General features: G+C 54.1%; 20 protein-coding genes. 2 read left to right on the top strand and 18 right to left on the bottom strand.

Going from position 1 to position 25689, the window contains the following annotated elements:
- The first annotated feature begins 150 nt into the window (after positions 1–150).
- Positions 151–810 (top strand): TIGR03546 family protein, encoded by a 660-nt coding sequence (locus tag Poly24_RS15430; RefSeq protein WP_197451934.1) that lies wholly within the window; start codon positions 151–153, stop codon positions 808–810.
- Positions 807–2555: a TIGR03545 family protein gene (locus Poly24_RS15435; protein ID WP_145097085.1), complete on the top strand. Its 1749-nt coding sequence runs from the start codon at positions 807–809 to the stop codon at positions 2553–2555. The genes Poly24_RS15430 and Poly24_RS15435 overlap by 4 nt, the downstream gene beginning before the upstream one ends.
- Positions 2556–2565: 10 nt before the next feature.
- Here Poly24_RS15435 and Poly24_RS15440 read toward each other — a convergent pair whose 3' ends face one another.
- The 18 genes from Poly24_RS15440 to Poly24_RS15525 all read right to left on the bottom strand — a co-directional run bounded on the left by Poly24_RS15440 (position 2566) and on the right by Poly24_RS15525 (position 25687).
- The gene (locus Poly24_RS15440; protein WP_145097088.1) at positions 2566–3975 is read right to left on the bottom strand and encodes a tetratricopeptide repeat protein; all 1410 of its coding nucleotides are present in this window, start codon (positions 3973–3975) and stop codon (positions 2566–2568) included.
- Entirely contained in the window at positions 3972–5684 is a 1713-nt protein-coding gene (gene xrtU / locus Poly24_RS15445) for an exosortase U (RefSeq protein ID WP_145097091.1), read from the bottom strand. Before xrtU (Poly24_RS15445) ends, Poly24_RS15440 begins: the two co-directional genes overlap by 4 nt.
- A 50-nt stretch (positions 5685–5734) precedes the next feature.
- On the bottom strand, positions 5735–6481 hold the full coding sequence (locus Poly24_RS15450; protein ID WP_145097094.1) for a hypothetical protein: 747 nt from the start codon (positions 6479–6481) through the stop codon (positions 5735–5737).
- Positions 6482–6701: 220 nt separating this feature from the next.
- Entirely contained in the window at positions 6702–8162 is a 1461-nt protein-coding gene (locus Poly24_RS15455) for a tetratricopeptide repeat protein (protein ID WP_197451935.1), read from the bottom strand.
- Positions 8163–8194: 32 nt separating this feature from the next.
- On the bottom strand, positions 8195–9877 hold the full coding sequence (xrtU, locus tag Poly24_RS15460; protein WP_145097100.1) for an exosortase U: 1683 nt from the start codon (positions 9875–9877) through the stop codon (positions 8195–8197).
- 91 nt (positions 9878–9968) lie between these two features.
- Positions 9969–11744, bottom strand: coding sequence for a carbamoyltransferase family protein (locus tag Poly24_RS15465; RefSeq protein WP_231753163.1), 1776 nt, complete (start codon positions 11742–11744; stop codon positions 9969–9971).
- 29 nt (positions 11745–11773) lie between these two features.
- Complete coding sequence (locus Poly24_RS15470) at positions 11774–12904, bottom strand: glycosyltransferase (RefSeq protein ID WP_145097103.1); 1131 nt, start codon at positions 12902–12904, stop codon at positions 11774–11776.
- 6 nt (positions 12905–12910) lie between these two features.
- Entirely contained in the window at positions 12911–13618 is a 708-nt protein-coding gene (locus Poly24_RS15475; RefSeq protein ID WP_197451936.1) for a glycosyltransferase family 4 protein, read from the bottom strand.
- Positions 13619–13964: 346 nt separating this feature from the next.
- Complete coding sequence (locus Poly24_RS15480) at positions 13965–15446, bottom strand: hypothetical protein (RefSeq protein ID WP_145097109.1); 1482 nt, start codon at positions 15444–15446, stop codon at positions 13965–13967.
- A gap of 142 nt (positions 15447–15588) precedes the next feature.
- Complete coding sequence (locus Poly24_RS15485; RefSeq protein WP_145097112.1) at positions 15589–16620, bottom strand: CgeB family protein; 1032 nt, start codon at positions 16618–16620, stop codon at positions 15589–15591.
- A gap of 7 nt (positions 16621–16627) precedes the next feature.
- Complete coding sequence (locus tag Poly24_RS15490; RefSeq protein ID WP_145097115.1) at positions 16628–17497, bottom strand: glycosyltransferase family protein; 870 nt, start codon at positions 17495–17497, stop codon at positions 16628–16630.
- A gap of 714 nt (positions 17498–18211) precedes the next feature.
- On the bottom strand, positions 18212–19027 hold the full coding sequence (locus tag Poly24_RS15495; protein ID WP_145097118.1) for a hypothetical protein: 816 nt from the start codon (positions 19025–19027) through the stop codon (positions 18212–18214).
- Positions 19028–19391: 364 nt separating this feature from the next.
- Positions 19392–20552 (bottom strand): glycosyltransferase family 4 protein, encoded by a 1161-nt coding sequence (locus Poly24_RS15500; RefSeq protein ID WP_197451937.1) that lies wholly within the window; start codon positions 20550–20552, stop codon positions 19392–19394.
- A gap of 2 nt (positions 20553–20554) precedes the next feature.
- Positions 20555–21421, bottom strand: a complete 867-nt coding sequence (locus Poly24_RS15505; protein ID WP_145097124.1) for an FkbM family methyltransferase — start codon at positions 21419–21421, stop codon at positions 20555–20557.
- Positions 21422–21525: 104 nt separating this feature from the next.
- On the bottom strand, positions 21526–22530 hold the full coding sequence (locus tag Poly24_RS15510; protein ID WP_197451938.1) for a glycosyltransferase family 2 protein: 1005 nt from the start codon (positions 22528–22530) through the stop codon (positions 21526–21528).
- Positions 22527–23456 (bottom strand): hypothetical protein, encoded by a 930-nt coding sequence (locus Poly24_RS15515; RefSeq protein WP_231753164.1) that lies wholly within the window; start codon positions 23454–23456, stop codon positions 22527–22529. The genes Poly24_RS15510 and Poly24_RS15515 overlap by 4 nt, the downstream gene beginning before the upstream one ends.
- A gap of 4 nt (positions 23457–23460) precedes the next feature.
- A complete protein-coding gene (locus tag Poly24_RS15520; protein ID WP_197451939.1) occupies positions 23461–24870 on the bottom strand; it encodes an MBOAT family O-acyltransferase in 1410 nt (469 codons plus the stop codon).
- 67 nt (positions 24871–24937) lie between these two features.
- Positions 24938–25687 carry a class I SAM-dependent methyltransferase gene (locus Poly24_RS15525; protein WP_145097137.1) on the bottom strand — a complete coding sequence of 250 codons (750 nt, stop codon included), beginning with the start codon at positions 25685–25687 and terminating at the stop codon, positions 24938–24940.
- Between the last annotated feature and the right edge of the window lie 2 nt (positions 25688–25689).

Below are 25689 nucleotides of genomic sequence, written 5' to 3' on the forward strand. Positions count from 1 at the left end.
AGCGGGGCCAGATGTAATCAAACGGACACTCCCAAAGTAAAACTTTACCGGTTTTGCTGCATGTAGGGATTTCAGCGGTCGATAGTCATTGCGTAAGGTTCGCGTTGTAGCCGGCTGACATTCCTATCCTTTTGGCGGGAGCCCTTTGTTGTGATTATTTGGCTGTATCGTCAGATTCAAGGTGTTCGCAAAGCACTCGCGGGGCGTGATAACCCCGAAGAACTCGCTTGGGCGATGGCTTTGGGAGTGCTTTTGGGAGTCGTCCCTAAGGGCAACCTCACCGCCGTAATGCTCGTATTTCTCGTCCTCATCCTGCGTGTCAATCATGCCATGGCCGCCGTCACTGCGGTCGCTGTTAGCTTCGCTGCGGTGCTGCTCGATCCATTTACGCACCAAATGGGGCAATGGGTGCTCGAACAACCGGCCCTGCAAAGCCTCTACACCTGGAGCTGGCAACAACCGCTGATTCCGTGGACCGACCTGAACAACACCGTCGTCATGGGCAGCTTGCTGTTTGGGCTGATGATGCTGTTCCCGACCTACAGCCTGACACTTCCCATGTTCCGAGCGATCGCGACGCGCCCTTCGGAAGCCACCGAGGATCGCAAGCGACAACAGGAAACGAAAACGCCGATCGTTGCCACGGAAGCACCGGAGGCAGCGCCGATCGCGGCCAAACCGAAGCCGCAAGTCGACGTGATTCGCGTCCGCCGCGACGAACGATCCGAACCCAAACCAGTAGCCATCGGCAACTCCGACGCACCGCGTCGCGAAGCTCCCCAGGTTAAGAAGCAGGAGAAGGCAGCATGATTCGTTGGCGATTTTTATTAACCCGTGTGCTGATCATCGTGCTGGTGATCGCCCTGATGCGATTGGCGTTGGGACCTGCGGTTCGTTATACCGCCGTCCAAGCGCTGCAGAAGCTGACCGGTGGCCGAGTGGATATTGCGCAGACGCATATCGATCTCTGGCCCCCACGGATCTATTTCGAACAAGTCCACATTGCGGATCCTTCCAAAGAAAAGGAAGACGCCGTCCAAGCCGAACTGATCGAAGTTCGCTTGCAACCCTCGGCACTGGTACGCCGGCAATGGGTTGTCGAGAAAGCTCGGATCACAGGGCTGAAGATCAACGAAGCCCGTACGACCGATGGCCGGCTAGCCGCTACCGAACCGGCAGCCAGTAGCGGACCAAGCTTCTCGGGCAAACTGGCCGGGATCCTGGAAGCCTACGCAAAAGACAGTGCATCGGCATTCGCTCGCGACCTGGAAACCGTGAAGACGTCGGAAGAAATCCGTGTTCGCTGGAAGAACGAATACGAATCGCTCACCGCGCGGGCCAAACAACTCGAAGGTGCGATTCGTGAAGTTCGCGATGGCATCCAAGGGATCGATAACCCGCTGCGCGACTTGCCCCAGCTGCAACGAGCATTGCAACAAGCCGAAGCGATCCGCCAAGACCTGTTGGTCGTCCGCAAAGCGATCGACGATTTGCCACTGGCCGTCCAAGCGGACCTGGAACGCATGGAACAGGCGCGTCGAGCCGATGTGGACCGCGTTGCACAATACATTCCGCTGGCCGATGGCCAAGCTGCCGACTTCAGCCCCGAAATGTTCCGTCAAGTTGTCACGACGCAACTCGATCGCGTTCGCGGATTCCTCGACGGCAGCCGATCGGTTGCCGACTGGACGGTGGTTAGCCCCGAACTGGAGCGTACACGCGGCAAAGACATCAACTTCATGCTCGGCAAGCTGCCGCCCAACTGGTTAGTCCAGGTGGCGGAGGTTTCCGGGCAGATTCAAGTCGATGGAGTGAAGTACGACCTGCAAGGCGTGATGGAGAACGTCACGACACAGCCGATGTTAGCGAATGGACCGTTGGTCGGACGCTTGAAACTCGACGGACCGCAAATCGTCCGCGTCGACTTCCAACGGCACACCGAAGACCAGCGCTCGTGGGACGATGTGACGCTGCACTGGCCTCAATTACCAATCAACACGCTGGCAGTCGGTGAATCAAAGCAGACCTCGATTCGCCTGGAGCCGGGCGGAGTCGAGCTGTGGGTGCAGATGACCGTGGAAGGGGAGCAAGTCGACGGAAAGCTGATCTCGCAGATGCGGAACACGCACGTCTCGGCCGAGATTCCCTCGAACAAATACAACGCAGCGTTGGTTTCTTCGCTGACCGATTCGCTGCAAAACGTGCGTGAAGTCAATGTCGAAGCTCGCTTCGGTGGCCGCTGGGACACGATGAAGATCAACGTCGCCAGCAACCTCTCGGGACTCTTCAGCAGTGCTGTCAAGAATGGAGTCACGGCGCAAACCGCCGCCACGAAACAGCAACTGATGGGACTCGCTGACAACGCCTACCGCGACCAAGTGGGACAGCTGCAGGTCTGGTTAACACAGCAACAGACGCAGGTCCGCAAAACGCTGACCGATGTCGATGGTAGCGTCGAAGAGATCAGCCAAAAGCTGGTAAAACAACTCGGCGCCCCCGACCTCTACCTAGGCCGCCTGCAACGCGGCCTCGAGGTCCCAATGCCGAAGTTCTAGCGAATAGTCGTCAGTTAGACTGTTGTATTGATGCCGCGATTTTTCGATGCTGCGATGCCAACTTGGGTTGCCCCATGGCATCGTAGCACAACGCCAAGGAATCATGTAGCCTTTTTTCGTTTGGAAAATTCGGCAGTGCGTACTCCAAGTCATCCAACGCCTCCTCCCAACGCTCCAACCCGGCCAGCAATTGGCCCCGGGTCTCACGAAAGGCGTGCGAATCGGGAAATTCCTGGAGTAATTCATCGATTAAGTCCAGGCCCCTTTCAAGGTCGCCATCTTCTTTGAGCAGTTCGTAGTAAGCCAGGTTATTCGCTGCGACGCCTAAGCTCTTGTCAAGCTTGTAGGCGCGTTTCATATGAAAAACCGCATCGTCCACTAGGTTCAGCTGCCACCGGCGTGAACCTAGGACAAAATGGACAATCGCATTGTGACGGCCACTGGTGAGCGATTGCTCCAACATCTTTTCAATCCTCCCGCTCGGGTCAACGATACCAACATCCGCCAGCTCCTTGATCACATCCGTACTGTTAGGATCTGCCGCAAGTGCTTTCTGAAGGTATGTCAACAATTCATCCAAACTAACGCGTTCGCTTTTTCGTTGGCGAAATCGAGCAAGATAGGCTTTGGCAAGCGTCTTGTTCCAATCCCCATCCGGATCAACATCGGATCCTTGCAGAAGCACTTGTTCGGCGTTGTCGAAAACATTCAGCCAAATTTGCACCTCGACGTAGCGATAGCGTGCATCTCGATCCAAAGGATAGTTTGCAACTTGCTTCTTCAGGTAATCGCTCGCAAGTTCCGCAGCCTTGTTCGTTTCTGGCAACAACTGGTGCTTCTGGCAAGCTTTGAAAAGATCGTAGTAGTAGGCAGGGTTTTGAAGTGAAGCGTCTCTCAACGATTCTAATGCTCGTTCAGTCGAACCAGTTCCCCAAAAGCAAGTTGCAAGTAGGTAGTTAACCTCACTGTCCTTGTAAAGCGTCTTCTTCGCATTGGAAAGATGTGAGATTGCCGTTGTGATCGTTTCGAGGTCGGCCTCAGGATTGACCATCAATTGTTTGGCTTGCCAAACATGCGCGGGGCCAAATCCTTGTTTCTCCGGCGATGCAATCCCCGACATGATCCGCAAACCACGCTCCTGGTCGCCAGCCGCTACAAGAGACAGTCCTAGATGAAAGCGATCTTCAAGTCGAGGGTTTATCCGAATCAATCGGTCAAAACAGACAACCGCGAGGTCGTGCTGCTGTGCATCGTACGCGCGTTTCGCTTCACGACGATAGATATCCTCGAGCCTGGATTCACGAGACCATACGAACAATAAAAATGGGGTGAGCACCAAACATCCCAATAAGGCCGGAAGCCCCATCAGCAGATCGGATAAATAGCGCTCGCCACGTTCAAAATCACCGTCGTATATCATTGCGAGTCTATCCCTACCGTATCGGCGATTGGAGCCACTTGCTGTCGGAAGCTGTGAAATAGATCCGCGAGATCCCGGCGTTGCGCATCGGTCAAAGGCTCCGGTGATTGGCAAAATACTTGGATCTGAAAACTAAGGCTGTCGCTTTTAGCGACCGTTGCATCGCCAGCCCCAAATAATGATTTGACCAAGCGTTTTAGATCATTCAACCTTCCCGCGTGGCGTTGCATTTTCTTTACTTGAGGAGCAAGAAACGCGCGATAGTCATTGTCGAACAGACCTGTGATCACATGTCCGTACTGTTCAGGTTCCTTTGAGACGTCAAATGCCATGAAGTCGCCCCCACGATCGAATCCCGCGTCTCGATAGCTAGAGAACCTGATGTTCGTATCATCCCAGCCTTGACCTCGATAGCAGTCGGTTAGATAGTGCCAACCATTTGTGTAGGGACCGTCGATGGATGCTTGCGCGCGAAGTTCGCCTTTACTCAACTTCCACAACTGCGAAACTTCACCATTTACATTGCCACTCTCTCGGACGACATGCTGGTAATCGTCATTCTGCCAATCGTCAAGCAACTCAGGAACAAGCGAGCCCGCCGGCTGAGCCAACAGCTCGATATCGGCACGTGAAGCTGATGCCATGGAACCGCCCAGGGCGATCGATGTGTATTGCACCAACGCCAACACCCCAAACATCCCCAACACAACGGCACGTTCTCGGGGCTCGAAAAAACTGGAAATCCCCCTCCGTTTTCGCTTCCGCCTAGGCTGGGCGGCACCAGCGTCACCCGATTGTTGCTGATGCCAATAGGGCGGAATCGAAGCAGGCCAAAGGAAGCAAAGAAAACGCTCGGTGCTGAAAATCGCTAAAAGAGTCAAGGCAAAGAAAACCACCCCTAACATTTGGTGATAGACACCCACATCCACAGGCAACGAAAACTCCTCCTTCAGGACAACAACGGCGGTAATGCGTGAGATATTTGCGACCAGCACCCAGAAGAACGCAGCCCCAAGAACCAATAACGACCTCCCAATGCCTGCCCGATTTAGAATCAAATAGAGCCCGGTACAGAACAAAGCCGAGAACAGGGACTGCACGCCGCTGCAGGCTTCTTCCACTTGGTATGATTGAGCAGGCAAACGGAGAACGACGCCATCAACCATGTGGCGGTATCCAATTAAATCCAAGATGCCACTCGAAAGTTGCGTCGCAATTCCCTGTAAAAAGACTATCAACTCCCGATCGTAGCTGAGTGGAATAGGGATCACTAACCACAACAGCAACCACGCTGGCAGAGCCTTCTTCGCAACCTGCCAGCCACCAAGTGCGTAGATGATCGCGGCGAGCAAAAACATGCTCGAGACCCCTGCAAGCCAGGGAGATACCAGCAGCGTTGCAACCAACAGGCTAGCAAAGGCAATGGCGACCAAAAACCGACGCAGCCATTTAGAAGCGGGTTTGTAGTTTGGATCGGCAAAGGCTGCAACAATCAAGGCAAGCGCCGCCGTGATCCCCAGCGGAAAGAAGCTGTAATGGTCGCGATACCAAAGCCACCTCGCCAGCCTGAGGGAGAGCGGAATGTAAGCCGCGAAAAGGACCAACAGTAGGCAAAGTCCGAAGCGGTCGATCGAAAGCCAGCTGGGAAGGAAGCTATAAAACGAACGCACTCCCCGGGAAGGGAGTGCGTGTGGAGTTTCTGTTGTCACGTAGATGACTCGGAAATGCTTTTGAAATCAACTGTCACTGTCAGGCTACACTAAGCCTTTGGTGCAGCTTTCGATTTTCGTCGGCGAAGGTATCCAAGTCCAAAAGCGGAAGCACCAAAACTGGAAAGAAGCAAGCTGACAGGTTCGGGATTGACGATTGTGCTGGATTGCACACTTCCGATCTGACCTGCCACCAAGCTGACCGTAAAGGTGTTGGCGACGCGAAGCCGAGTCCCCAAATCGCCCAGCCCTGCAAGCGTTTCAGATTCCGCCGCAAAGGGGGACAAGACCGATGGCGGAGCGATGGTGAGCGAATGATTGTATGTAGCCGGACTACTGAAATCGAAGGGGTTTAACGGTCCCGGATCGGGAAGCGAAGCGGAGAAGTAACCGGCGCTGCTGGTCAAGGTCCCATCCCCTGCCGTGCTAATCGAATGCCGGAAGAAATCGATTGGAGCCCCCGCCACGGTGAACAGATCGGAAGCCGAGACTTGGATTGGCGTTGCCGCAACATTGCCGCCGGTAAAATCGTAGTCGGCTTGGACGCTCAATTCCCCCGAGCCAGCGTCGGCACCGAGATTGTTGGCATTGACGACGAAGCTTGCTCCGCTTTGCCATCCAGCCAGCGACGCAAGATCGACGGAAACTTCACCTGCATTGGCGTTGGTGTCGAAGGCGCCGCCATCGGCGATCGTCGTGTTCAGTCCGTTTCCAACAAATTGTAGGGTTAAAACGGCATCGGCTTGCTGTTGCGACAAGACGCAGCAAAGCGCTGCAAGGCATAGAGAGAGTCTCATCCAAATCTACCTCAAGTGGTGAATCTTCTGTGGTTCGTAGATAGTAACACACGGCATTTTCGATGCAAGTGGCAACTTAGGCATTTTCTGTAAACTTTGGCCCACATTGCCCCTGTCGCGAACTGAACGGGGGTGTTGCTTCATCACGTCGACGTTTCGTTGATACCGGATGTCCTCCGCCAAGCGAAGCGGAAGGCTCAACCAGCGGCGTACCGGCTTCTTATTTCTGCGCATCGACGATCCGTTGATGCTCTTCAGCCAACGCTTTCTCCCCGAGCGCTTCGTAGACGCGTGCCAAAGCCTGGTGCAGCTCCATCGATCCACGGAGCACCGGTAACGCCTGCTCTAGATCGGTGAGCGCTTGCTCCCAATGCTGCAGTGCTGCATGGATTTGACCACGCGTTTCAATTACGTAGGGGTACATCGGATTGTCTTCATCGACGAGCTCGACAGCGCGGTTGCTAAATGTCAGCGCCTTTTGATACTCCTTTGGTTCCTTGTGCGACATGAACCACGCGACATTATTGAGCAGGACCGGCATCTTGGGGTTTTGACGATAGGCTTGTTTGAAGTGCCGTAGCGCCTTCTCAGCATCTCCTCGCTGCGTTGCGTGGGTTCCAAGAACAAGATGCGCCGTCGCCGTGGCGTGCCCCGCGGCGAGCATTTTCGTGAGCAGTTGTTGCGCCTGTTCCCCCGCCTCCCCTTCGAATCGTGAAAACTCCGCGACCCGAGAAATTGCCGCATGGTTGGCAGGATCAAGCGCCAACGCTTGGCCGAGTAAGGCGATGATCTGCACCTGCGACTCAACCGATGCGTCTTTCGCAGCGAGGGCGTCGACGCGGCGGATGTAGAGCCCCGAGAGCATCGACGTCAACTCTTGAACTTGCGTCTTCTGCTCCGCAGCCGATGCCGCCGCAATCCCTTCGACAAGCAGCTTCTCCGATTTCGCAAACACTTCGTCGCGGAAGTAAATCAGCGCCAGCTGGATTCTCGCTTGGACATCCTGTGGATTTTCATCGAGCGTCGATTCGAGATGCGTGCGGGCCAAGTTGAAGTGCTTCTTTGCTTGAGACTTTTCCGAGACCTGATCGTAAAGATCAGCGAGAGTAAGGTGCATTTCGGGACGTTGATCAACAATCTTTTCCAGATGCTCAATCGCCTCGCTCTTCATACCCGCTTTGTGGTAGGCAAATCCATAAAGCAAGTGTGCGTCGGCAAGATTAGGCTCCTCAGCCACCGCTCCGTCGAGGTGGTGTATCAGCGGTGAGAGGTTGGCTGGCGTCCATTCCTTAATACTGGCGACCAAACGATGCGCCTTCCACAGGTGCGCTCGGCCATAGCCGAATTCGTCCTCCGGTGCTAAGAGGTCCATGGACTTTAATGCGGCGTCGCTGCGTCCCAATGCTTCGTCGACCACAGCACGGTTAAATTGCACACTGGAATCGACGGGGGAATTGCCATCAATCTTCTGCAAAAACAACGCCGCGGTTTGATAGTCATGATCGATGACGGCTTCATTGACAGCCTTTTTATAGCGTTGTGCAGTCCGACCTTGCAGCAAGGGGCTAAGCATAGCGGGCAGCAAAACAGCGGCGATCACGATTGCCGCGGGGAGTGCGGGCCATAAATGGCTTGTCTTACGCGTCTCCAGCCAATGGATTGGCCGAGCAAATAGGATCAAGAGCCAACCTTTACGACGTGTTTTTCTCGGCCTCATTGGGTCACCTCGCGAATCAGCTCGACAAGCGTTATCGCAGTCTGATGGTGGAAGTCCCTCATCGCGGTTGCTTGCTGCTCGTCAAGTGGATCTTTCGATTGGTACAACAATTGAACTTGGTAACTGGACGGGTCACGACGCAACGAAGCCGTTTGCTTGAGAAACGCCGACTGAAATCGCGAGAGCCAGTACTGTAGCGTCCCCGAGCTATTGCCTGCCGGAACGAGCGGCTGTCCAGACTGGAGGAACTCGCTGAACCAAAGATGACCAACTTCACCGTCCGGTGCTGCGACGATTGCCTGAACACTCTGAATCTTATCGTTATCTTCCATCGCAAGCACTTCGCGAGCAGAAACGTCATACCCCAGAGCGGCATAACAACCGGTTAACTCATGCCAACCGAGAAACGGGAAATCGATCGCAACCGTAGCGGTTCCTCTCGGCGACCGATAAACCCAACTGGCAGTGTTGCGTCCCATAAAATTCGTCAATGCTCTCGATTCGGCGTCGAACTCAACACGCTCCCAGTCCCCTATCGTTTCGGGCAGCGCGTTTTCATTCAATGCAGTGATCATCTGTGGATGATCAGGATCGATCACGGTAACAGATTCCGCTTGCAACGCGAGTGTCGCTAGTTGCAAAACCAGCAGCAGGACGAAGCCACCACCGATGACATAAATCCAGGTCGAGCCGTTTTGCACGTGAAGACGAAGCGACCGATCTTCCGTCGATTCCTCTTCAGTTGCGGTCACGCTGAGATCGGTCGTCGGATAGTCCTCGAAATCGATATCGACCACTTCGTCGGATTCCAGGAAGAACAGCAGCAAGCGATCGCTACTGAATAGCAATGCAAACGCCAACGCGAACAAGACCAGTCCAAAGACTTGGTGAGCCGTTCCTGTCGAAATATCGATCCCAAAGTGCTGCATCGCGATCACGACACCGGCGACGCGGCCAATATTGATCGTACAGGCCCAGAAGGCGGCACAGCCCACCAGAGCAACGCAGTGATACCATGGCCGGCGATAGACCGTCAAAAAAATGGCCGCGGCGGCAACCAGCGTAAAAAGTGATTGAATCCCACTGCAGGCTTCCTCTACCAGAAATTTGTCATTGGCAGTCTGGATGATGTGCCCCGCCAAAACATGGTTGACTCCGGTGAAATCGAGCAACCGGCTGGCCAACGTCGACGTTAAACCCTGCAGCCAAAAGATCAGATCGATGTCGAGATTCAGCGGCAACTTGATCAACAAAAAGAACAGGCACCACAACGGCAGAAAGCGGGCAAGCCAGCCCTGCTGATAGAGTTCCAACAAGATCGCTCCTGCGGTAACCGCCAAAGCCAACGCAGCAAGGTTTGGCGACCATGCAACATAGGCAATTGCCAACAGCAACAGCCCGGCCAGCAACAGAGACTTCTGCCAGATCGGACGGATTTTTCGAGGGATCGGAGCAGATACCCACAAATGCGAAATCAGCACCGGGATTGCGATCAACAATAGCGGGAAAAACTGATAGTGCTCGAAGGCCCAGAGCTGCTTGAAATGCAATACAAGCAACGGCGCAAAACTGGCCAAGACAACAAAATAAAACGCTGCCCGCCGCTTCAGACCTCGCCAGGCCACAGAGTCTTCATGGTTTGTTTCAACTTCAAACGATTCTGCCGCCATATCAGACATGCGTGGTATAACTCTTCCCTAAGGATGTAATTGTTTGATCCGACTGGGGCATACGGCTGCTCCCGTTTCCGCGATCTACCGTTTCGGTAGCCTACGTGGGTGTAACGCGTTTACGATATGGAGCTGGAAAGCTGGGATCGCTGCGATCGACGATCAAATTTCCCAAGACCAACACATCCATGTCGGTTCGCAAAAAGCAACTCAACGCCTCCGCTGGCGTCCGGACCACCGGCTCATTTTCATTGAGTGAGGTGTTTAGCACAATTGGAACCCCTGTCCGCTTGTAAAACGCCGATATCAACGAATGGTATCTAGGGTTTGTGCGGGTTGAAACACTTTGCAGACGTCCGCTACCGTCGACATGCGTCACTGCCGGAACCAGCGCTTGCTTGTCCGGGCGAATCGGCAGAACTTTTTCCATATAGGGTGCATGCTCTTCGATCGCAAACCACTCCCCAACATGTTCTTCAAGGATACTCGGGGCAAACGGGCGAAACTTTTCACGGAATTTGATGCGTAGATTGATGATGTCGCGCATGTCGGTGCGTCGTGGGTCAGCGATCAACGATCGATTCCCGAGCGCACGCGCCCCAAACTCCATACGCCCCTGGAACCAACCGATTACCTTCCCATCGGTCATCAAGTCGACAGTTTGTTCCATCAACGCGTCGTCATCGTAGCGTTGAAATGGCAGCTCAAGATCTCCGATCGCCTGCAGGCACTCGTCGTTGTCAAACTCACACCCCCAATACGCGTGATCTTGAACAAATGAGCGTCCCATTCCCAACACCCGATTCCAAACATAAAAGGCAGCTCCGAACGAGGTGCCATTGTCCGCTGCCCCCGCGGGAACATAAACTTCTTCGAAAGGAGTCTTCTCTGTGATTTTGCCATTGGCGACCGAATTCATCGCCACTCCTCCCGTCATACACAGCTTGGCCTTGCCTGTCTGCTGGTGAAGTCGTTCCAGCATGTGCAAGATGACCTCTTCGGTAACCACCTGCAAACTCTTGGCAATGTTCTCATGCTTCTTAGTTACCGGAGAATCCGCCGGCCGAATCGGGCCTAGTTCTTTAACCAAACGATCGGTAAGGAACGGTTCGACGACTGGTGCCCCATCGTTCCAATTCATCCGGATGCCAGACCGATGATGGTTGAAGTAATCCAAATTCAACTCAAAAGTATTCCCGACAGGCTTAACCATCCGCCGTATCACATCGGCATACTCCGGTTCGCCGTAGGGTGCCAACCCCATCACCTTGTATTCGTCTCCATAATACGGAAATCCAAGATACATCGTGATTGCACTATACAAGAAACCCAGCGAATGCGGGTAGAAGACGCGGTCTAATTCCGACCAAGTGTTGCCCGTCCCCAGAGCGGTCAACGTGCTTGTGAAATCCCCCATCCCATCGACGCTCAGCACCGCCGCTTCATCGAATGGTGAGATCAGAAAGCCTGCGGCAACATGCGTTTGATGGTGTTCGATGCGGTGAAAACGAGCTTGAAGTGCGTTTTTTCCAACTCCAACGGCGCGCGCAAATTGATCTTCCAAAGCCAAGGTCTTGCCTTGCCGGCGCAGTCGATCCAAGACCGCCCGTCCACTGGGCCGATGCTTGATCACGTAGCCAAGCCGTTTAGCGAGGTTGGCTTTGGGATTGAACGAGATCGCCACGTGGTCAAGTTGTTCGGGGGCGATCCCAACTTGCTCCAAGCAATAGCGAATCGACTGAGCGGGAAAACCGGCCCAATGCTTGATCCGATTGAAACGCTCTTCCTCCACCGCAGCGACCAGTTGTCCATCGGCCACGATTGCCGCCGATGCATCGCCATGATATGCGTTAATTCCTAAAACCGTAATCGTCATTCAAAGCTTACTTTCTTCTAAATCAAAAACTAACGCATCGCTTGTTCATAACAAGCCAACATCTTCGACGCAACGCTCGACCAGTCAAACTGCTTGGAAACCAGACACCGACCGCGCTGCCCCATCTCGCGAAGCTGAACTTCGCTCTTCGCTGACGCTAGGCGAATCGCCGTTGCCACCCCGCCAATGGTCCCTTCAACCCACCATCCGCAACGCTCCCGCTCAACGATGTCCCAGGGTGTTCCCTGAGTGGCAATCACCGGTGTCTCACAGGCCAATGCTTCTGCAATCGCCATCCCAAAGTTCTCGCTCTTGGACGCATTCACCAGAAACGAGGCGGCACGAAGCGCCGCCCATTTGTCACCCTCCTCAAGCGGTCCAATCCAATGCACCAGTTCAGACAGACCAGCATTGGCAATCCGACGCCGTAGCGAATCGACATGCTCGGGATTCCCAGGACCAGCGATCAACAACCGCCATGATCTTGGTGCCGCAATTTCCCACGCGTCGATAAGCGTGTCGAGCCCTTTCACGGGATCTACGCGTCCCAGTGCAATCGCAAACGGTTGCCCATCGGAGACGGGGAGCGACTTTGGCCGCCGTTGCAACACTGCCGTCGAAGGTAGTTCGCACCCGTTGGGAATCACATGGACGGGAGAGCGCAGCCCGCGTTGCAGGCAATCCTCCCGCTCCGCAGTGCTGGTAGCGTGAATCAGCGCCGCCCTCTGTAAATCCTGCCGCTGATACAAACGCCAAGCAACCGACTTTCGCACGGGCTTGGTCCCCATACACGCCATCGACAGCATCCCCCTCGGAGAGATGACATGCGGCACCCCGAACGCCATTGCTCGCCGAACGGCGCGATGCAAGGTCGGACTCCAGATCCCATGCGAATGCACCACCGAAACCGGATCATCATAGTGAACCTTCGCCAGTGCTTCGCCCAATGAAGAGGTGCGCATCGCAGCCGAAACCGGAAGAAAACGCACGCGTTGTTCTTGCGTCGGATCGATGGCCATCGTCGTGCCGCGGTCTTGAAAAATCACAGTGACTTTCACCTCAGGTCGCACCGCCGCCAAACTGCGTGCTAAAGCAGGAACCGAACGACTGGGCCCACCGCTGGCAGCGTCAAGATCGCGAATCAAATGGACTACATGCATTGGCGTCTACGATAGCCTCTGCAGTGCATCGTCAAACCTCACCGCAAACCGGGCGGGTGAAAACAACTCGCTGCGTGCGATGGCGCACATCGACATCGAATCGAATCTCTCGGAGCCCATTGTCAATAACGCTTCAAGCTCAACTGCCAGATGGTCAGGCTGTGCGAGGTCAACACACACTCCTCCATCACCGATCACCTCTGCGGCAGCATCCTCGGTCGAACCGATCGGAACACACCCTTGACTCATCGCTTCTAGGTAAACGATCCCAAACCCTTCGCCATGACTGGGCATACAGAAAACTCGCGATTGGCGATAGAGTTCAAGCAACTTCTCGTTTGTCAGAAAACCATGAATTACCACATGTTCCTGGCAACCCGACTGAAGCACCTGCTTTCGAAAGCTGTCTAAATGCTTACCAGCCCCGACAACATGCCACTGCAAATCGGGAACTCGCTCGATCACCTGTGGCAACACCGCCAGCGTCTCCGCATGTCCCTTCGGTCGATCCGGTTCCATGCGACCAACGGTTAAGATCCAAGGACGGCGTGGCGAGAGAGGATCGATATCGCAGGCTGGCATCTCAAACGTCAACGGAACAACGACCTGATCAACGTTTACCGAGTGAAAGGATTCGAATCGCCGCCTGGTGAATTCTGAATTAAAGATCAGCAGTTCGGCCTGTTCGATCGCAGCGAGCTTCCGTTGCGGCAACCGTTTCCATACCTCAACGCCATGAACCCATAACGCATGCGGGGACCGTAAACGCTTGGGAAGGATGGTTTGACATTGCGCAATATCGACATGGTCATAGACGATTGCGTGAGGGCGATCGAGTGCCTGCCGCAACATCGCCACAGCGAACCGCTTGCGATTCCCAGCGTAACCAATAGTCGATCGGAGCGGTTGACCAACGGCACGTTTCTCGTCGAGCAAAGAAATCGTCCGCCGAAGGCTCCAATCTGAACTATCTTGGATCGCTTGGGCACAGGCTCTTGCAACTCCGGCAACCCCTCCGAATTGTCTTCCCAAACCAACGGTTGCTAGCCAGATCGACAAATTAGACCGTCGCATCGGATTCCGCTGGCTGGCCCCCGACCGCTGCCGGGGTTCCAAGAAAGGGCCGGTAGTACGGCATCACGAAATGCCGCAAGCCCCAGTACCCACCAAAGCAGATGACGGCTCCTTTGACCAATTGATTCATCACAACGACCAATTCAGTTTCCGCCTTAATACCTTGGTAGAAGATCAACGGAACCCAGAAGAGGAAGTCGGGATGCTTCACGACGTGCAGTAGAACAAAGTTGTAGAACAGCGCGAAAAACGCTCCAAAGAGTCCCATAAACAAGATCCCACCATGGATCCCAAAGTTAGCAAACGCCTCCCCCAAAGGACTGATCCCCATCGACGTCCCATTTTCGATCGGCAATCCGGTGAAGCGACGAAAATTTTCCTGGCCTCCCGCCATTTTTTTGTCCGGCGCCAGAAAACGAGGCAATGCCGAGCTCTTAATCGCTTCGATGACCGTCTCACCGTTGGCATATGGCTCTTTAAACGGGACGTTTGCCAATACGGCAGAGATGATCCAACCCTGATTCAGGCGAGCCGTTGCCAACGGGAGGATCTCCCCTTCGAGAACCGGTTCGGAATTACTCATCAGACGCGCCACCTCGCCAGTGATCGTAACCTCCATCCCCGCCATCCGTTTTTCGCGATAGTCTTGCTTAATCGCCTGAATCACAAAAACAAACAGGAACGCAAACGTGATGCACAAAAGCTTTTGGTCGAGCCTCCATTTCCACTGCGCGAACCAAAACGTAAAGATCATCATTAACCAAATGATAAGATCGTGGAACATTCCCGACTCGCTACTCGTAATAAACAGCTGACTGCAACACGCAATAGCAAAGAGATAACGGTAGCGATGGTAGGAGAATAGAAAATACAAGGCCCCGACATAACGCAGTTGACTGGCCAAGAACAAAGCGAACTGAAGCCCACCGGGGGCCTTGCCTGCTGCGTAAAAACAAGCGACTCCTATCGCGGCCAAAATGAATCCAATCCGAACGAACTGCCGTCGATCCATCGCCTGAATCAGCAATTTCTGCCTTGGTGAAGAGCCCAACATCAACAGGGCGATACAATAGGCAGCTGTGGCGGGAAGTGCGAACTGGAAATAATAAGATTCGACGACGTACATGAAGTAGCGTCCATGTGCCACGTTGGTAAAGTAGGTGATTGATGGTCCAACCAACCACTGAAGTACTGCCAGCAGCGCTGTGATCTGCAACAGCGGAATCCCCTGATCCATCCTTCGAACAAACTCCACCATGGTGGTCCCAAACACCAGCATGACGAGAAACTCGTTCGGGCAGACCTGCAGATATCCAGCGCCCCCTGCAATGGCCAACAGAATTGCGGCAGTTGGAGAGAGCCCGCGGCGCTCCAACACCCTGTACTTACGAACCCAATAGGGCAGATGCCCCAGGTCCGCTTCGTCGCGGTGCAACGCAGCATCGGCAGAAATGGTGTGTGCGCTCAATCCTCTAACCCTTCACTCGCTCGCAGACAATGCTTCGACGTACAACATGCGTGCAGCCTATTGTTGTATCGCTGATGACAAAACGAAATCGCGTACCGCATCGTTACGTTCGCAAACGGCGAAGCATCGTCACAGATAACGGTTATAACGATTGCCCGAATCCAGCCCGATCGAGAACCGATGCAAGCACACAATCATAGCTGTACCCCCCCGTAGTCACTCGCTTCCAGCCGGCATGTTCTAGCTTCCCAAGCTCCTCCCTCGCCCCCAGCAAACTAACGACCTGGCAGGCAAGGTCGTCGTAGTTCTCAAAGAACAGCGCTTCGTTCGGCGAAAAGATTTGCGTCGTTTCGATATTGCGTTCCGTTGCAACGACAGTTCCACAAGCAGGAATCTCCAGTGTACGAGTTGTATGCAGTTCGGGAAACCGCTTCGAAAGCAACCCCAGGCCCACCGAACCTTCCGCAATCGCCCGCACATAGTCCAGGCCAAACACTCGGCTGCCGAGAAATGTCAAACGAGCGTCGGAGCCCCGTCGTCGGAGGAGTTTTTCCCACCCACGCCCGCCCAAACGGATAGGCACGCCAGCATCTAACAGCGTTTCAACGCAGCGTTGCCGATCGGGTTCGCAGAGCCCGACGAAGACCGTATCGCGGCGTTTTTCAACTGGCTTGCAATCGGAGACTCGGTGTAGTGCTGTGTCGTAGGCCTGTGTCACCAACATCACCCGCCCACTGCCTACCAATGCGTCGTATTGGTCCAATTCGAAGGACTTTGTCGTCACCAGCAGGTCGTACAGGGCGGCGGTCCGGAAGAAGTGCCGCGAACGGTTGCCGAAAAAGGCAGTATCCGGAGTAAAATGGACTAGTGTCTCGCAGGTGTCGCGTAAGCGTCGCACCGTGGACGGGAACAGATAGATCGCTTTATCGACCCAAATCAAATCAAATCTCTGCCCCTCGATCTGCTCGCAAACGTTTTGATTTACCGCAGCGACCATCGGGCCAAATTTCCAACGAAATCCGACACTACGCCATACCCTGGAGGCATTCGCAAACGCGGTGTCGGTATCGATCGCACCCCAGGCCATGGTGGGCAGGATCCGCTGCAGCGTATCGCACCGCATCCGCGAAGTCGTGCCGGCCGTCTGGATTCCGATATACAAGCCTCGAGACATTTGTCGCTCAACGATTCGATGTTTCAGAAAGAATCAACTCTTTCAACGGCGAAAGCGCATCTTCACACGTGGTCTGATCGCGCCAGGGCAGCTGTTCATCCCGCTGTCTGTACCGTTCGAAATCGATGTCCGCGAGTTGCTCGAAGTCGAGTTCGATCACGCGAGGACGATATGCGAAGGTCGCATGCGGCTTTACGCCTAACATCTGCTGCGGATACCAAACATCTAATCCGACGACCAAGTACTCAAACAATTTGTTCGAAGCATTAAAAACATAGTTCTGCGTCATGCCACGATACAGAATCAATCCAACGTGGTAGCGCGTTAACAATTCCGGGAGATCATCGTAGTCGACCCCGTGGGAAAAATAACCGATCCGGTCGCACGACAGTTCCGATAGATAGCGCCCGGTTTCCGAATCGCTGTTGTAGCAGTAGATATCCAGTTCCACGTCGGGCTGAGACTCAACCCACTGAACGATTTCACGTAGGAACGTGTCTCGCAGCGAGAGCGACCCCACGTAGACCAGACGCAAGGGCTCCCCGTCGCGACGCTCCTGCCACGATCTGTTTCGCACTCGTGACCAACTTGCCGGAGGCAGATTGGGCAACTCGTGGACCTTGCTGGCATCGACCGCCGGGTGATCGGCGAGAAACAATTTGACTCGGTCCCGATTGGTCTGGGAGATCCATTCGGCTCGCTGGAACAAGTAGCGTCGTTCCAGCCAATGATTCATCCGCACCATTCGCATTCCACGCTGCATGTATTCCTGCGGCTCGTGGTATTCGTGGCTGTGGATCAAAAGCTTGGCGCGTCGGTTAACAACGCAATACAGGAACGCAGGCAACGCCGAATGCGGCTCAATGTAGACAACCACCTGGGGCCACCAAAACAATAACCGTAGAAAGGTGAGCAACGGAAATAATACGTAACGCACTAGGCGACGGAACCGAGAACCGTTGCGGTCGGGAAAGAGACACCGCGCGAGCTGAACGCCTTCGCTTTTAAAGACCCCGCGGTCTCGGTTGTTGTGACACGTGTACCCCCGCACCTCCAACCGTGAGTCGTCCGAGAACGTGCGCAGAAGATTCATCGCTGGTGGATAATATTCCACCGGAAACCAATGAACAACCGCAATCCGCCCCCGCTTCATCGACTGAAAACCGATCGTCCAATCACGCCTGCCCCATTGGGTAGCCTCATCCACAAATAATTCCGCTCCACCATGAGCAACGACCGGACAAGCAAACGATAAAATCCTAAGCACTTACGCAGAGCGAGAAAACCGCCGCACTATCTGATGGGAATTCAAATCCAACCGGAATGAACTCGCTTCCCATGCAAAAACTCGCACAGCAAGAAAAAGACCATCCACCATTTAACTGCCCAACCTAAGCGATTGCAGGAGAGAGAGAGCCTGCAAACACAACGACGTGGCAAAAGAAAGCCATCCGGATAGATTAGACAAGAAATCATCCGCCACTTTGCCATCAAAAGCAGACTCTAAAACGCAGTAACCGTGCCAGAATCTAAGAAGCCCGTCCAAACTCGCAAAGGTACATACGGGCAGTTGCCTACAGTAAACGGCAAGCTACTTCTTTCGCGAAAAGAAGCTCTTGATTTTACGACGTCCACCACTCCGCATCATCGCAACTGAAGCTGGTAGCAATCCCAACAACAGGCTCGAAGGTTCTGGATTCGCCCGAACTTGCACGACAATGTTGTTCAAAGTCGACCCAGGGCTATAGGAAGCCGTTGTGATATGAGAAAAGCTGGTAATTAAAGTGTTCGACGAACCACCGTTGGCTGCATTGGTGTATTGGAGATCAAACCCTGGAGTAACATTGAAATTCCCCCCCGGCGTCTGCCCAGTCTTAAAATTGCGACCACCAGGAGTGTGCCCCAAAAACTGTGGCGGACCAAGATTCGCTTGCTTCCAGTCGGACGAACCAGCAACGAAAGAGGGTGTCACAACCGTACCTTCAGAGGCACTTCCGTTGGCAAACTCCGTCCCCAAATACTTGAAGGTCAGCCCACCAAGTGTGACGTTGTCACCATTGCCATCAAAGTCACCATCGAAATTACTCAGCGTTACAGAAAACTGCAACTCGTCACCCGCCTGCAGCCCACCGCCCGGTGTCAGGGACAGCCCGTCCCCGCGTGAGGTATCGTAAACATTCCCACCTAAGGCATCGGTAACTGTCAGGTTCAGGTCGAAACGAATGACCTGAGTCCCCCAAACATTGGCCGTGACGGTATGGGTCACCGTAGTAATAATCGGATCGCCGACTGGTGCATTAAACTGAAACAATTCACTGATCAGAGTCGCTTTGGCTTCATTGGTGCTGGCGAAACAAAGCACCAATGACAGAAAGCCAAGTCCGATAATTTTATTGAATTTCAGCATTTGAGCGCATCCCGTTGTGACGTGGTAAGTTCGCTAATGTTAATACATCCCGTATTTTACGTCAACGATTTTATTTGAATTCGCGGAAATTATGTTTGCGTTCGGGTGGGATGGTGAAATTCACCTGGCCGCCCTTGATTGCAAGCATTTGCTGAGCATATCTTTCCGCCGCCTTCCCATCAAGCAGGAATCGGCCTTGCCCCCCAATGAAGCGTCGTGCGAGGCAGACATTTCAGAGGGGATTTCATACATTGCATATGCAAACGGACACCACCCATCCAGAGCACACGCCCTTGCCCTTTGAGTGCCCAGTGTTGATCCAGCGCATTGTGTTGGACGTCCGCTACCGACCGAAGCACGGACATCACGCCCCCCCTATCCAGGTCACCGCAGCCGACTTTTGTGACGAGGCCGATTGCAAAATCCGTTCAACGGCATCGATATACGACTTGTTCGAAAGCCGGCGAAACATATCGACCGCAGCAGCTCGAAAGCGGTCCGCAATTTGATCGTAGTCGCTTTCGGTTTGCATTAGGGCGGTGGCCAGCGATTTGGCATCTTCGGCGTGAAAGCAAACGCCAATCGAAAAGCGTTTGGCGACTTCGCCCAAACCGCCCGAGTCGGCAACCACAACGGGGATGGCATGCTCTGCGGCGTCGAATAACACACGTCCCAACGGTTCGGCGATCGAAGGGATCGCCAAAACATCCAACCTTCCCAATTCAAATTCGAGGTCCGTTTGGTAACCGCGAAACTCGAATCGATCGGCCAATCCTGCCCGCTGGACCGCATCGCGATACGCCTGAGTATCGGCTGGGGTTAACCCTTCGCCAATGACGACAAAACGGCAATCCACCCCATTGGCCAGCAAATGGTTGGCCGCGTCCAACAGCAAATAATGCCCTTTGGATATCGCAATCCGCCCGAGAATTCCAATCGTGAACGAGCTCGCAGAACGCTTTTCGCGCAGCTGACGTGCGTTTTCGACAGCCCGTTGCAAACGCGCCTCGGGCATGCCTTGATACAAAACACACTTCTTTGCTGGCTCGATCCGCGTTTGATCTGCGATGTACTGGGAGTTGCAGATAAATGCTTGTACGCTGCGTTGCAAATGTTTCCGATCACTCAACCATCGCGCGTCTTCGAGCGTCTGGACCTGGCAAACGATCGGGATTCTCAAAACGCGGGAATAGACACTCGCCGCAGGTAAGCTGCCGGTTTGGTTGACATAGATCAGATCGGGCCGGAGCGTCCGGATCCGCCCCAGGATGCGCAAATACCCCCACGCCTTGCGTGCCCGCGACCATTCGGCCGGCCGCGAGGGCATCCGATACTCGCAATCGATCCCCCGCTGTTCCAACAAACGGTCAAAACCCTGGCCAGCGGGCATGATAACGGTCCACCGAAAACGGCTTCGGTCCACCCCGTCGATGATATCCAGCAGACAGAATTCGCTGCCATACAGACGACCCGAAGGCTCGATCGCAACAACATGCAGGGGCTTCGGTGGGACTGATTGGGACACGGTCAAGCGTTCGCCTTGGGCTGACAAAGCCAATGTTCTTCGTGGTCGATACCGATGACATCGATCCAATAGCCGTGCCCTTGGATCAACGTCCGAATCGCATCGACACTGCCGCCAAATTTGGGAAGGTAGGGAGGGTGAACGCTGATCAATAGGGTTGGCTTCCGCGTTTCCAAGGTTTCCGCTGCCGCTTCCAGCACAATCTGCTCAGCTCCCTCGACATCGCATTTCACCATAAATGGGACCGATGTGTCGGACAGGGTTTCCGCGATGAAGCGATCCAATGAGATGCGCGGCAATTGGTTCTCGCCGATTTCGGTATCGAGATTGACATAGTTCGTCGACTTCACGTCGATTTTCAGCTCGGGATCACCAAGCGCCGCAGCGGTCTGTCGCTGAAGCGCGTCGACCGTGGGCGGCGTGTCCCCCTGTTCGCCGATCAGCGTCCGAAACAACTGCAACCGGTTGGCAACCGCAGGGGCGAACCGGCAAACATGACGCGCAATTGCCAGACTGGGCAGATCGGCATCGATCGCCAGCACGCGAGCGGTTGGATCGGCAAACAACACGCCACATGAGAAATACCCATAAGAACAACCGATATCGACAAAGACACCCCCAGGATGTTTGGCAACCCAATCGCGAATCGCCGCCGCCGTCTCGGGTTCATAGCACTGCAGTTCACGAGCGCAAAAATCGACAGGCAATCGCACGTGCAGGGCACCACCAATTCTCAGAGGTAATCCACGGCCTCCGCGCGACAGTAGGCGATGGTACGGAGCCCGCAACCGACCGCGGAGCCAAGCTGCCCGTGGCAACCAGCGATTGCGGCGAAGCAGGCGGTCGAAAAGATCGGCAATTTCAGACATGGTAAATTTTCAAGCGATGCAAGAGCGGGTAAGGCAGCCTCGAGCGTTATGGCTCCGTCGACCGCCACAGAAGAAACAGAAGCGTCCCTAGCGAACGCAGGGACCTATTGGAATCGCGATACGCGCTGCCGCGCTTTGGCCCGCAAGACGCGCTGCCAACCATGGGCGTAAACCCAGTGTTGCAAGCGACGCACCCGTCGCCACCCCAAAACGGGCAACAAGGCCTGCATCGCCCGACCGCCGCGCAAGGGCAATTCACTGCCGCCAAGCTGCTGGATCCGCGCGGTGGCAATCTCGGCGAGATCGAGATGTTCTGGATAGAACAGGTACAGCCACTGCTGGAAGCGATCCGCACACAACTGGCGAATCTCAGCGGAATCCTCGCGTGCAAGCAACAAATCGGTCCCCAACTGGGTTGTCAACAGCGCCGATTCCATTGCGCTGCGCCCCTGGCTGCCACTCAGCGCCCCCGCAACGCCGGTCCGATAACTGTAGACGGCCGAAGGGGCGTATTGGATCGATTCGGCCGCAAGTGCCAGTGCAATACTAAAATGAAAATCGTTGTTTAAAGATAAACGTCGATCGTACCCACCCGACTTCTCCCATACGCTTCTTGGGATCAACCACATCCAACCGCCCATCATTCCTTGATCGATCGTCAATGAATCGACAAGCCAACGCAAAGGATCGCGGTACGAACGATTGGTGTGTTCCGGCTGGCCAGCAGGCTGCCGGAAATCGCGGGTGAAGTAGCCCCAGCGACATGATGCGATGGCATCTAAATGCCCGTCGAGTGCCGCCAATTGCTCCGCGACATGCTCTGGATGAATCCAGTCATCGGCGTCGAGAAGTTTGATGAAATCGCCGCTGGATTCCGCAACGCCGCGGTTGATCGCCGCCGATTGGCCCGCATTCTCTTGGAACACATATTTCAATCGCTGATCGCGCACGCGCTGGATTCGGTCTGCGGTATCGTCGACCGACCCGTCGTCGACAACAACCACCTCGATATCATCAAGGGACTGTCCCAGCGCGGCCTGCAAGGCATCATCGATATAACGTCCAACATTGTACGCCGGAATGATGATCGATACCGTTGGCGAGGTCACGTTGCGTCGCGCTCCGGAAGAACGATCGTCGATATCCGCTGGGCAAGAATCTTCGAAAACCGTTCCGCACCGATGGAGTTCAAGTGATGATTGTCGTAGAACAGATCACCTTGAGACTCATACAGATTTGAAAAGTCCCAGTACTCGAGATTAAACTCTTGTGTGATTGCGAGAATCCGATCTGTACATTTCGGGTACGACGATACGCTCGAAAGATTGGGGGAAACAGGAGCTTGAAACAGGATGAGTCTTACGCCGTGCTGGTGGCATAATTCGATAGTGTGGAACAGATACTCAACCGCCAACTCATTGGGCGTGTAAACATGGAATGAATCTTCCACGGCAGAAGAATATGGAACGTCACGTTTCTGCCCGCCCTTCCGCTGCTCCCAGTACTCACCCGCGTTGGAATGAATAAGCTTTTTGTACTGCGATGCAAATTCCATAAACCGAAGAAAAGGTATTCCCTTCCATGTCCAATACCGAAACGAACCACAATGCTCAATCAATGATTCTTGAACGACAGGATCGTTATCATAGCAGAGCCAGATGTAATCCCTGAACGGATACGTAAATTTGTTCGAAATCGAAAGATAGTCGATTTGCAAAAAGCAAACGCTTACATCGTTTTGCCGAAGCAATTTTGACGTCAGTAGAAACTGATCCGCCGAACCGCCGCCACTGACTCCAATGTTTACCGAGTTCGTCCCCAGAGTGTCATCAATGACATGCGGATCAACCATCATTTCGACTCGCGAAGACCCAACGAACGCAAAGTCGTAACGATTCGCTTCTAAGCTACAAACCCAGTGGTATTTACTTCGGCGATTCGCAGTGACGTTATCAGAGATGTACCACGCGAACGCAGAATTCAGCACAAAGAATGTGGCCAGCAGAATCGACAGTTTGATCAAAAACAATCGCACGGCATCAAAATTGAAAGTAGATGAATTCGGTTGGCTTGCGATACACTGCTGACCACACGACTATCGAAAATGCGACTTGATAGATCGACCACCGGAATCCTAGCGGAAGTCGATCGAAGCTGAATTGCTTCCATCTCGACAACCACTCACACACCGCCAGCGACACGACGAAGATCATTGCCGGTTCGTATCGATATCGCCGGAATGCGACCAAAACCCCGCCTGGATAGGCGATACATTGATCCACCATGCGGCACAGGTAGGCATAGGCATCAGGTAAAGTCTCGCTGCGAAAGATGATCCAGGTGACACAAATCGCAGCGAACGTGATTCCCATTTGCAGCGTTTCTCGCAGCGATGGCAGCAGTCGCCCTTCGGCAACCGGTTCGGTGCCACGACCGCCCATCTGGATAAACAATATCGGCATGATCATCAATGCGTTGACCGCGCCCCAAACGATAAAAGTCCAATTAGCGCCGTGCCACAAGCCGCTGACGACAAAAACGATCAACAGATTCCGCGCGACCATCGCCTTGCTGCCCCGCGAGCCTCCCAAGGGGATGAACACATAATCGCGAAACCAAGTACTCAACGAGATATGCCAACGCCGCCAAAACTCCGCCACATTGCGTGAAAAGTAGGGAAAGGCAAAGTTTTGCATCAGGTCAAACCCGAGCAGACGCCCCAGTCCGCGGGCGATATCGCTGTATCCTGAGAAGTCACCGTAGATCTGGAACGCAAAAAAGAACGCTCCCATCAACAACGTCCATCCCGATTGCGATGGGTAGTCCGCAAAGATATCGTTGACCAGGACCGCGCACGAATCGGCAACCAACACCTTCTTAAAAAATCCCCACAGGATTAACCGGCTGCCGGCGACCGCCGTCGCGTAATCAAACCGCCGACGCACGAAGAATTGTGGCAACAGATGGCTCGCCCGTTCGATCGGCCCAGCGACCAACTGGGGAAAGAATGCCACAAACGCAAAAAATGCCAATGGATCACGCGTCGACTTCATCCTGCCGGCGTAAATATCCAGCGTATAGCTGAGCGTCTGGAAGGTGTAGAAGCTGATCCCAACTGGCAGCACAATATTCAGCGTTGCAGCGTCTAGGGTGATTCCAATCGATTCGAATCCCGCAGCCAGCTCCGCAGCAAAAAAGTTGAAATATTTGAAGCACCCAAGCAGTCCGAGATTAAAGACCAGGCTGCTGATCACGATCCATCGTCGTCGCGCGTTGGACTCGCTAACATCGATTGCTCGACCCGCGACAAAGTCGAAACAGCTGCTGGCGAAGATCAGTCCCAAAAATCGCCAGTCCCACCATCCGTAGAAGACATAGCTGGCGACAAGGACCAACAGATTCTGCCCCCACAACCAACGTTGCGTTGCCCAATACAGGGCAAACACCATCGGAAAGAATGCGAAGAACTCGGGTGAATGAAATAACATTGCTTAGGCAGGCATACCCAAAAGGGCGTTACAAATTATCCCGCAGCTCCGCAACATCCATCGGCTGGACAAGATTCAAGATCTCGCGGCGGTTGGCCTCTAGCACGTTAAATTCGTAAAACGGATTCACCGTCGCCGGCAACCGATAGGCGGGATCTTCATCGTGGTTAACGATCACACCGACGCCCCAGTCGACGTCGACAACAAAACACCGCTTGTCCGTTTCGGTTCGGATCCGTTGGAACGCCTTCCAACAGGTGCCGTTCCAAAAGCCCGCGGCGGGACTTTGTTCACGAAAATTCTCGCGAGCATGGTGCAGCGTCGGCGGATTACAGTCGTGCAAGACGATGAACCCTGTGTCGGCCACGACCTGCAGCGCATTTTGGATATCGCGATACAATTGGTCAGCAAGATGTAAACCATCGAGAAAAATCACGTCGAAACGATTGTGTTCGATGTCCAATCGATCGTTGTGAAGCTGGTCAAAAAAGTCGTCGCTTGTCATCGGAAAGGTCGCGTGGTTGATTGCGGCCTCGTATCCTGGGTCGACACAAACTTTGAAGTCGGCGTTGATGCGATTGAAATTATCTTCCAGATTACGAACACCGATCTCCAGATACCGCTTTTGCTGGGTATTTTGCAGCAACGCATTGATGATATGAAATCGAGCGTGGCTGCGACGTTGCATCGCTTCGCTGGCAATCCGACATTCATCGTATTGCTGCTGAAGCTTCGCGTTGTAGCCCTTGATCGCATATTTTGTAAATGGAATTTTCATGT

Source organism: Rosistilla carotiformis (assembly GCF_007753095.1).
In the GTDB taxonomy this organism is placed as follows: Bacteria; Planctomycetota; Planctomycetia; order Pirellulales; family Pirellulaceae; genus Rosistilla; species Rosistilla carotiformis.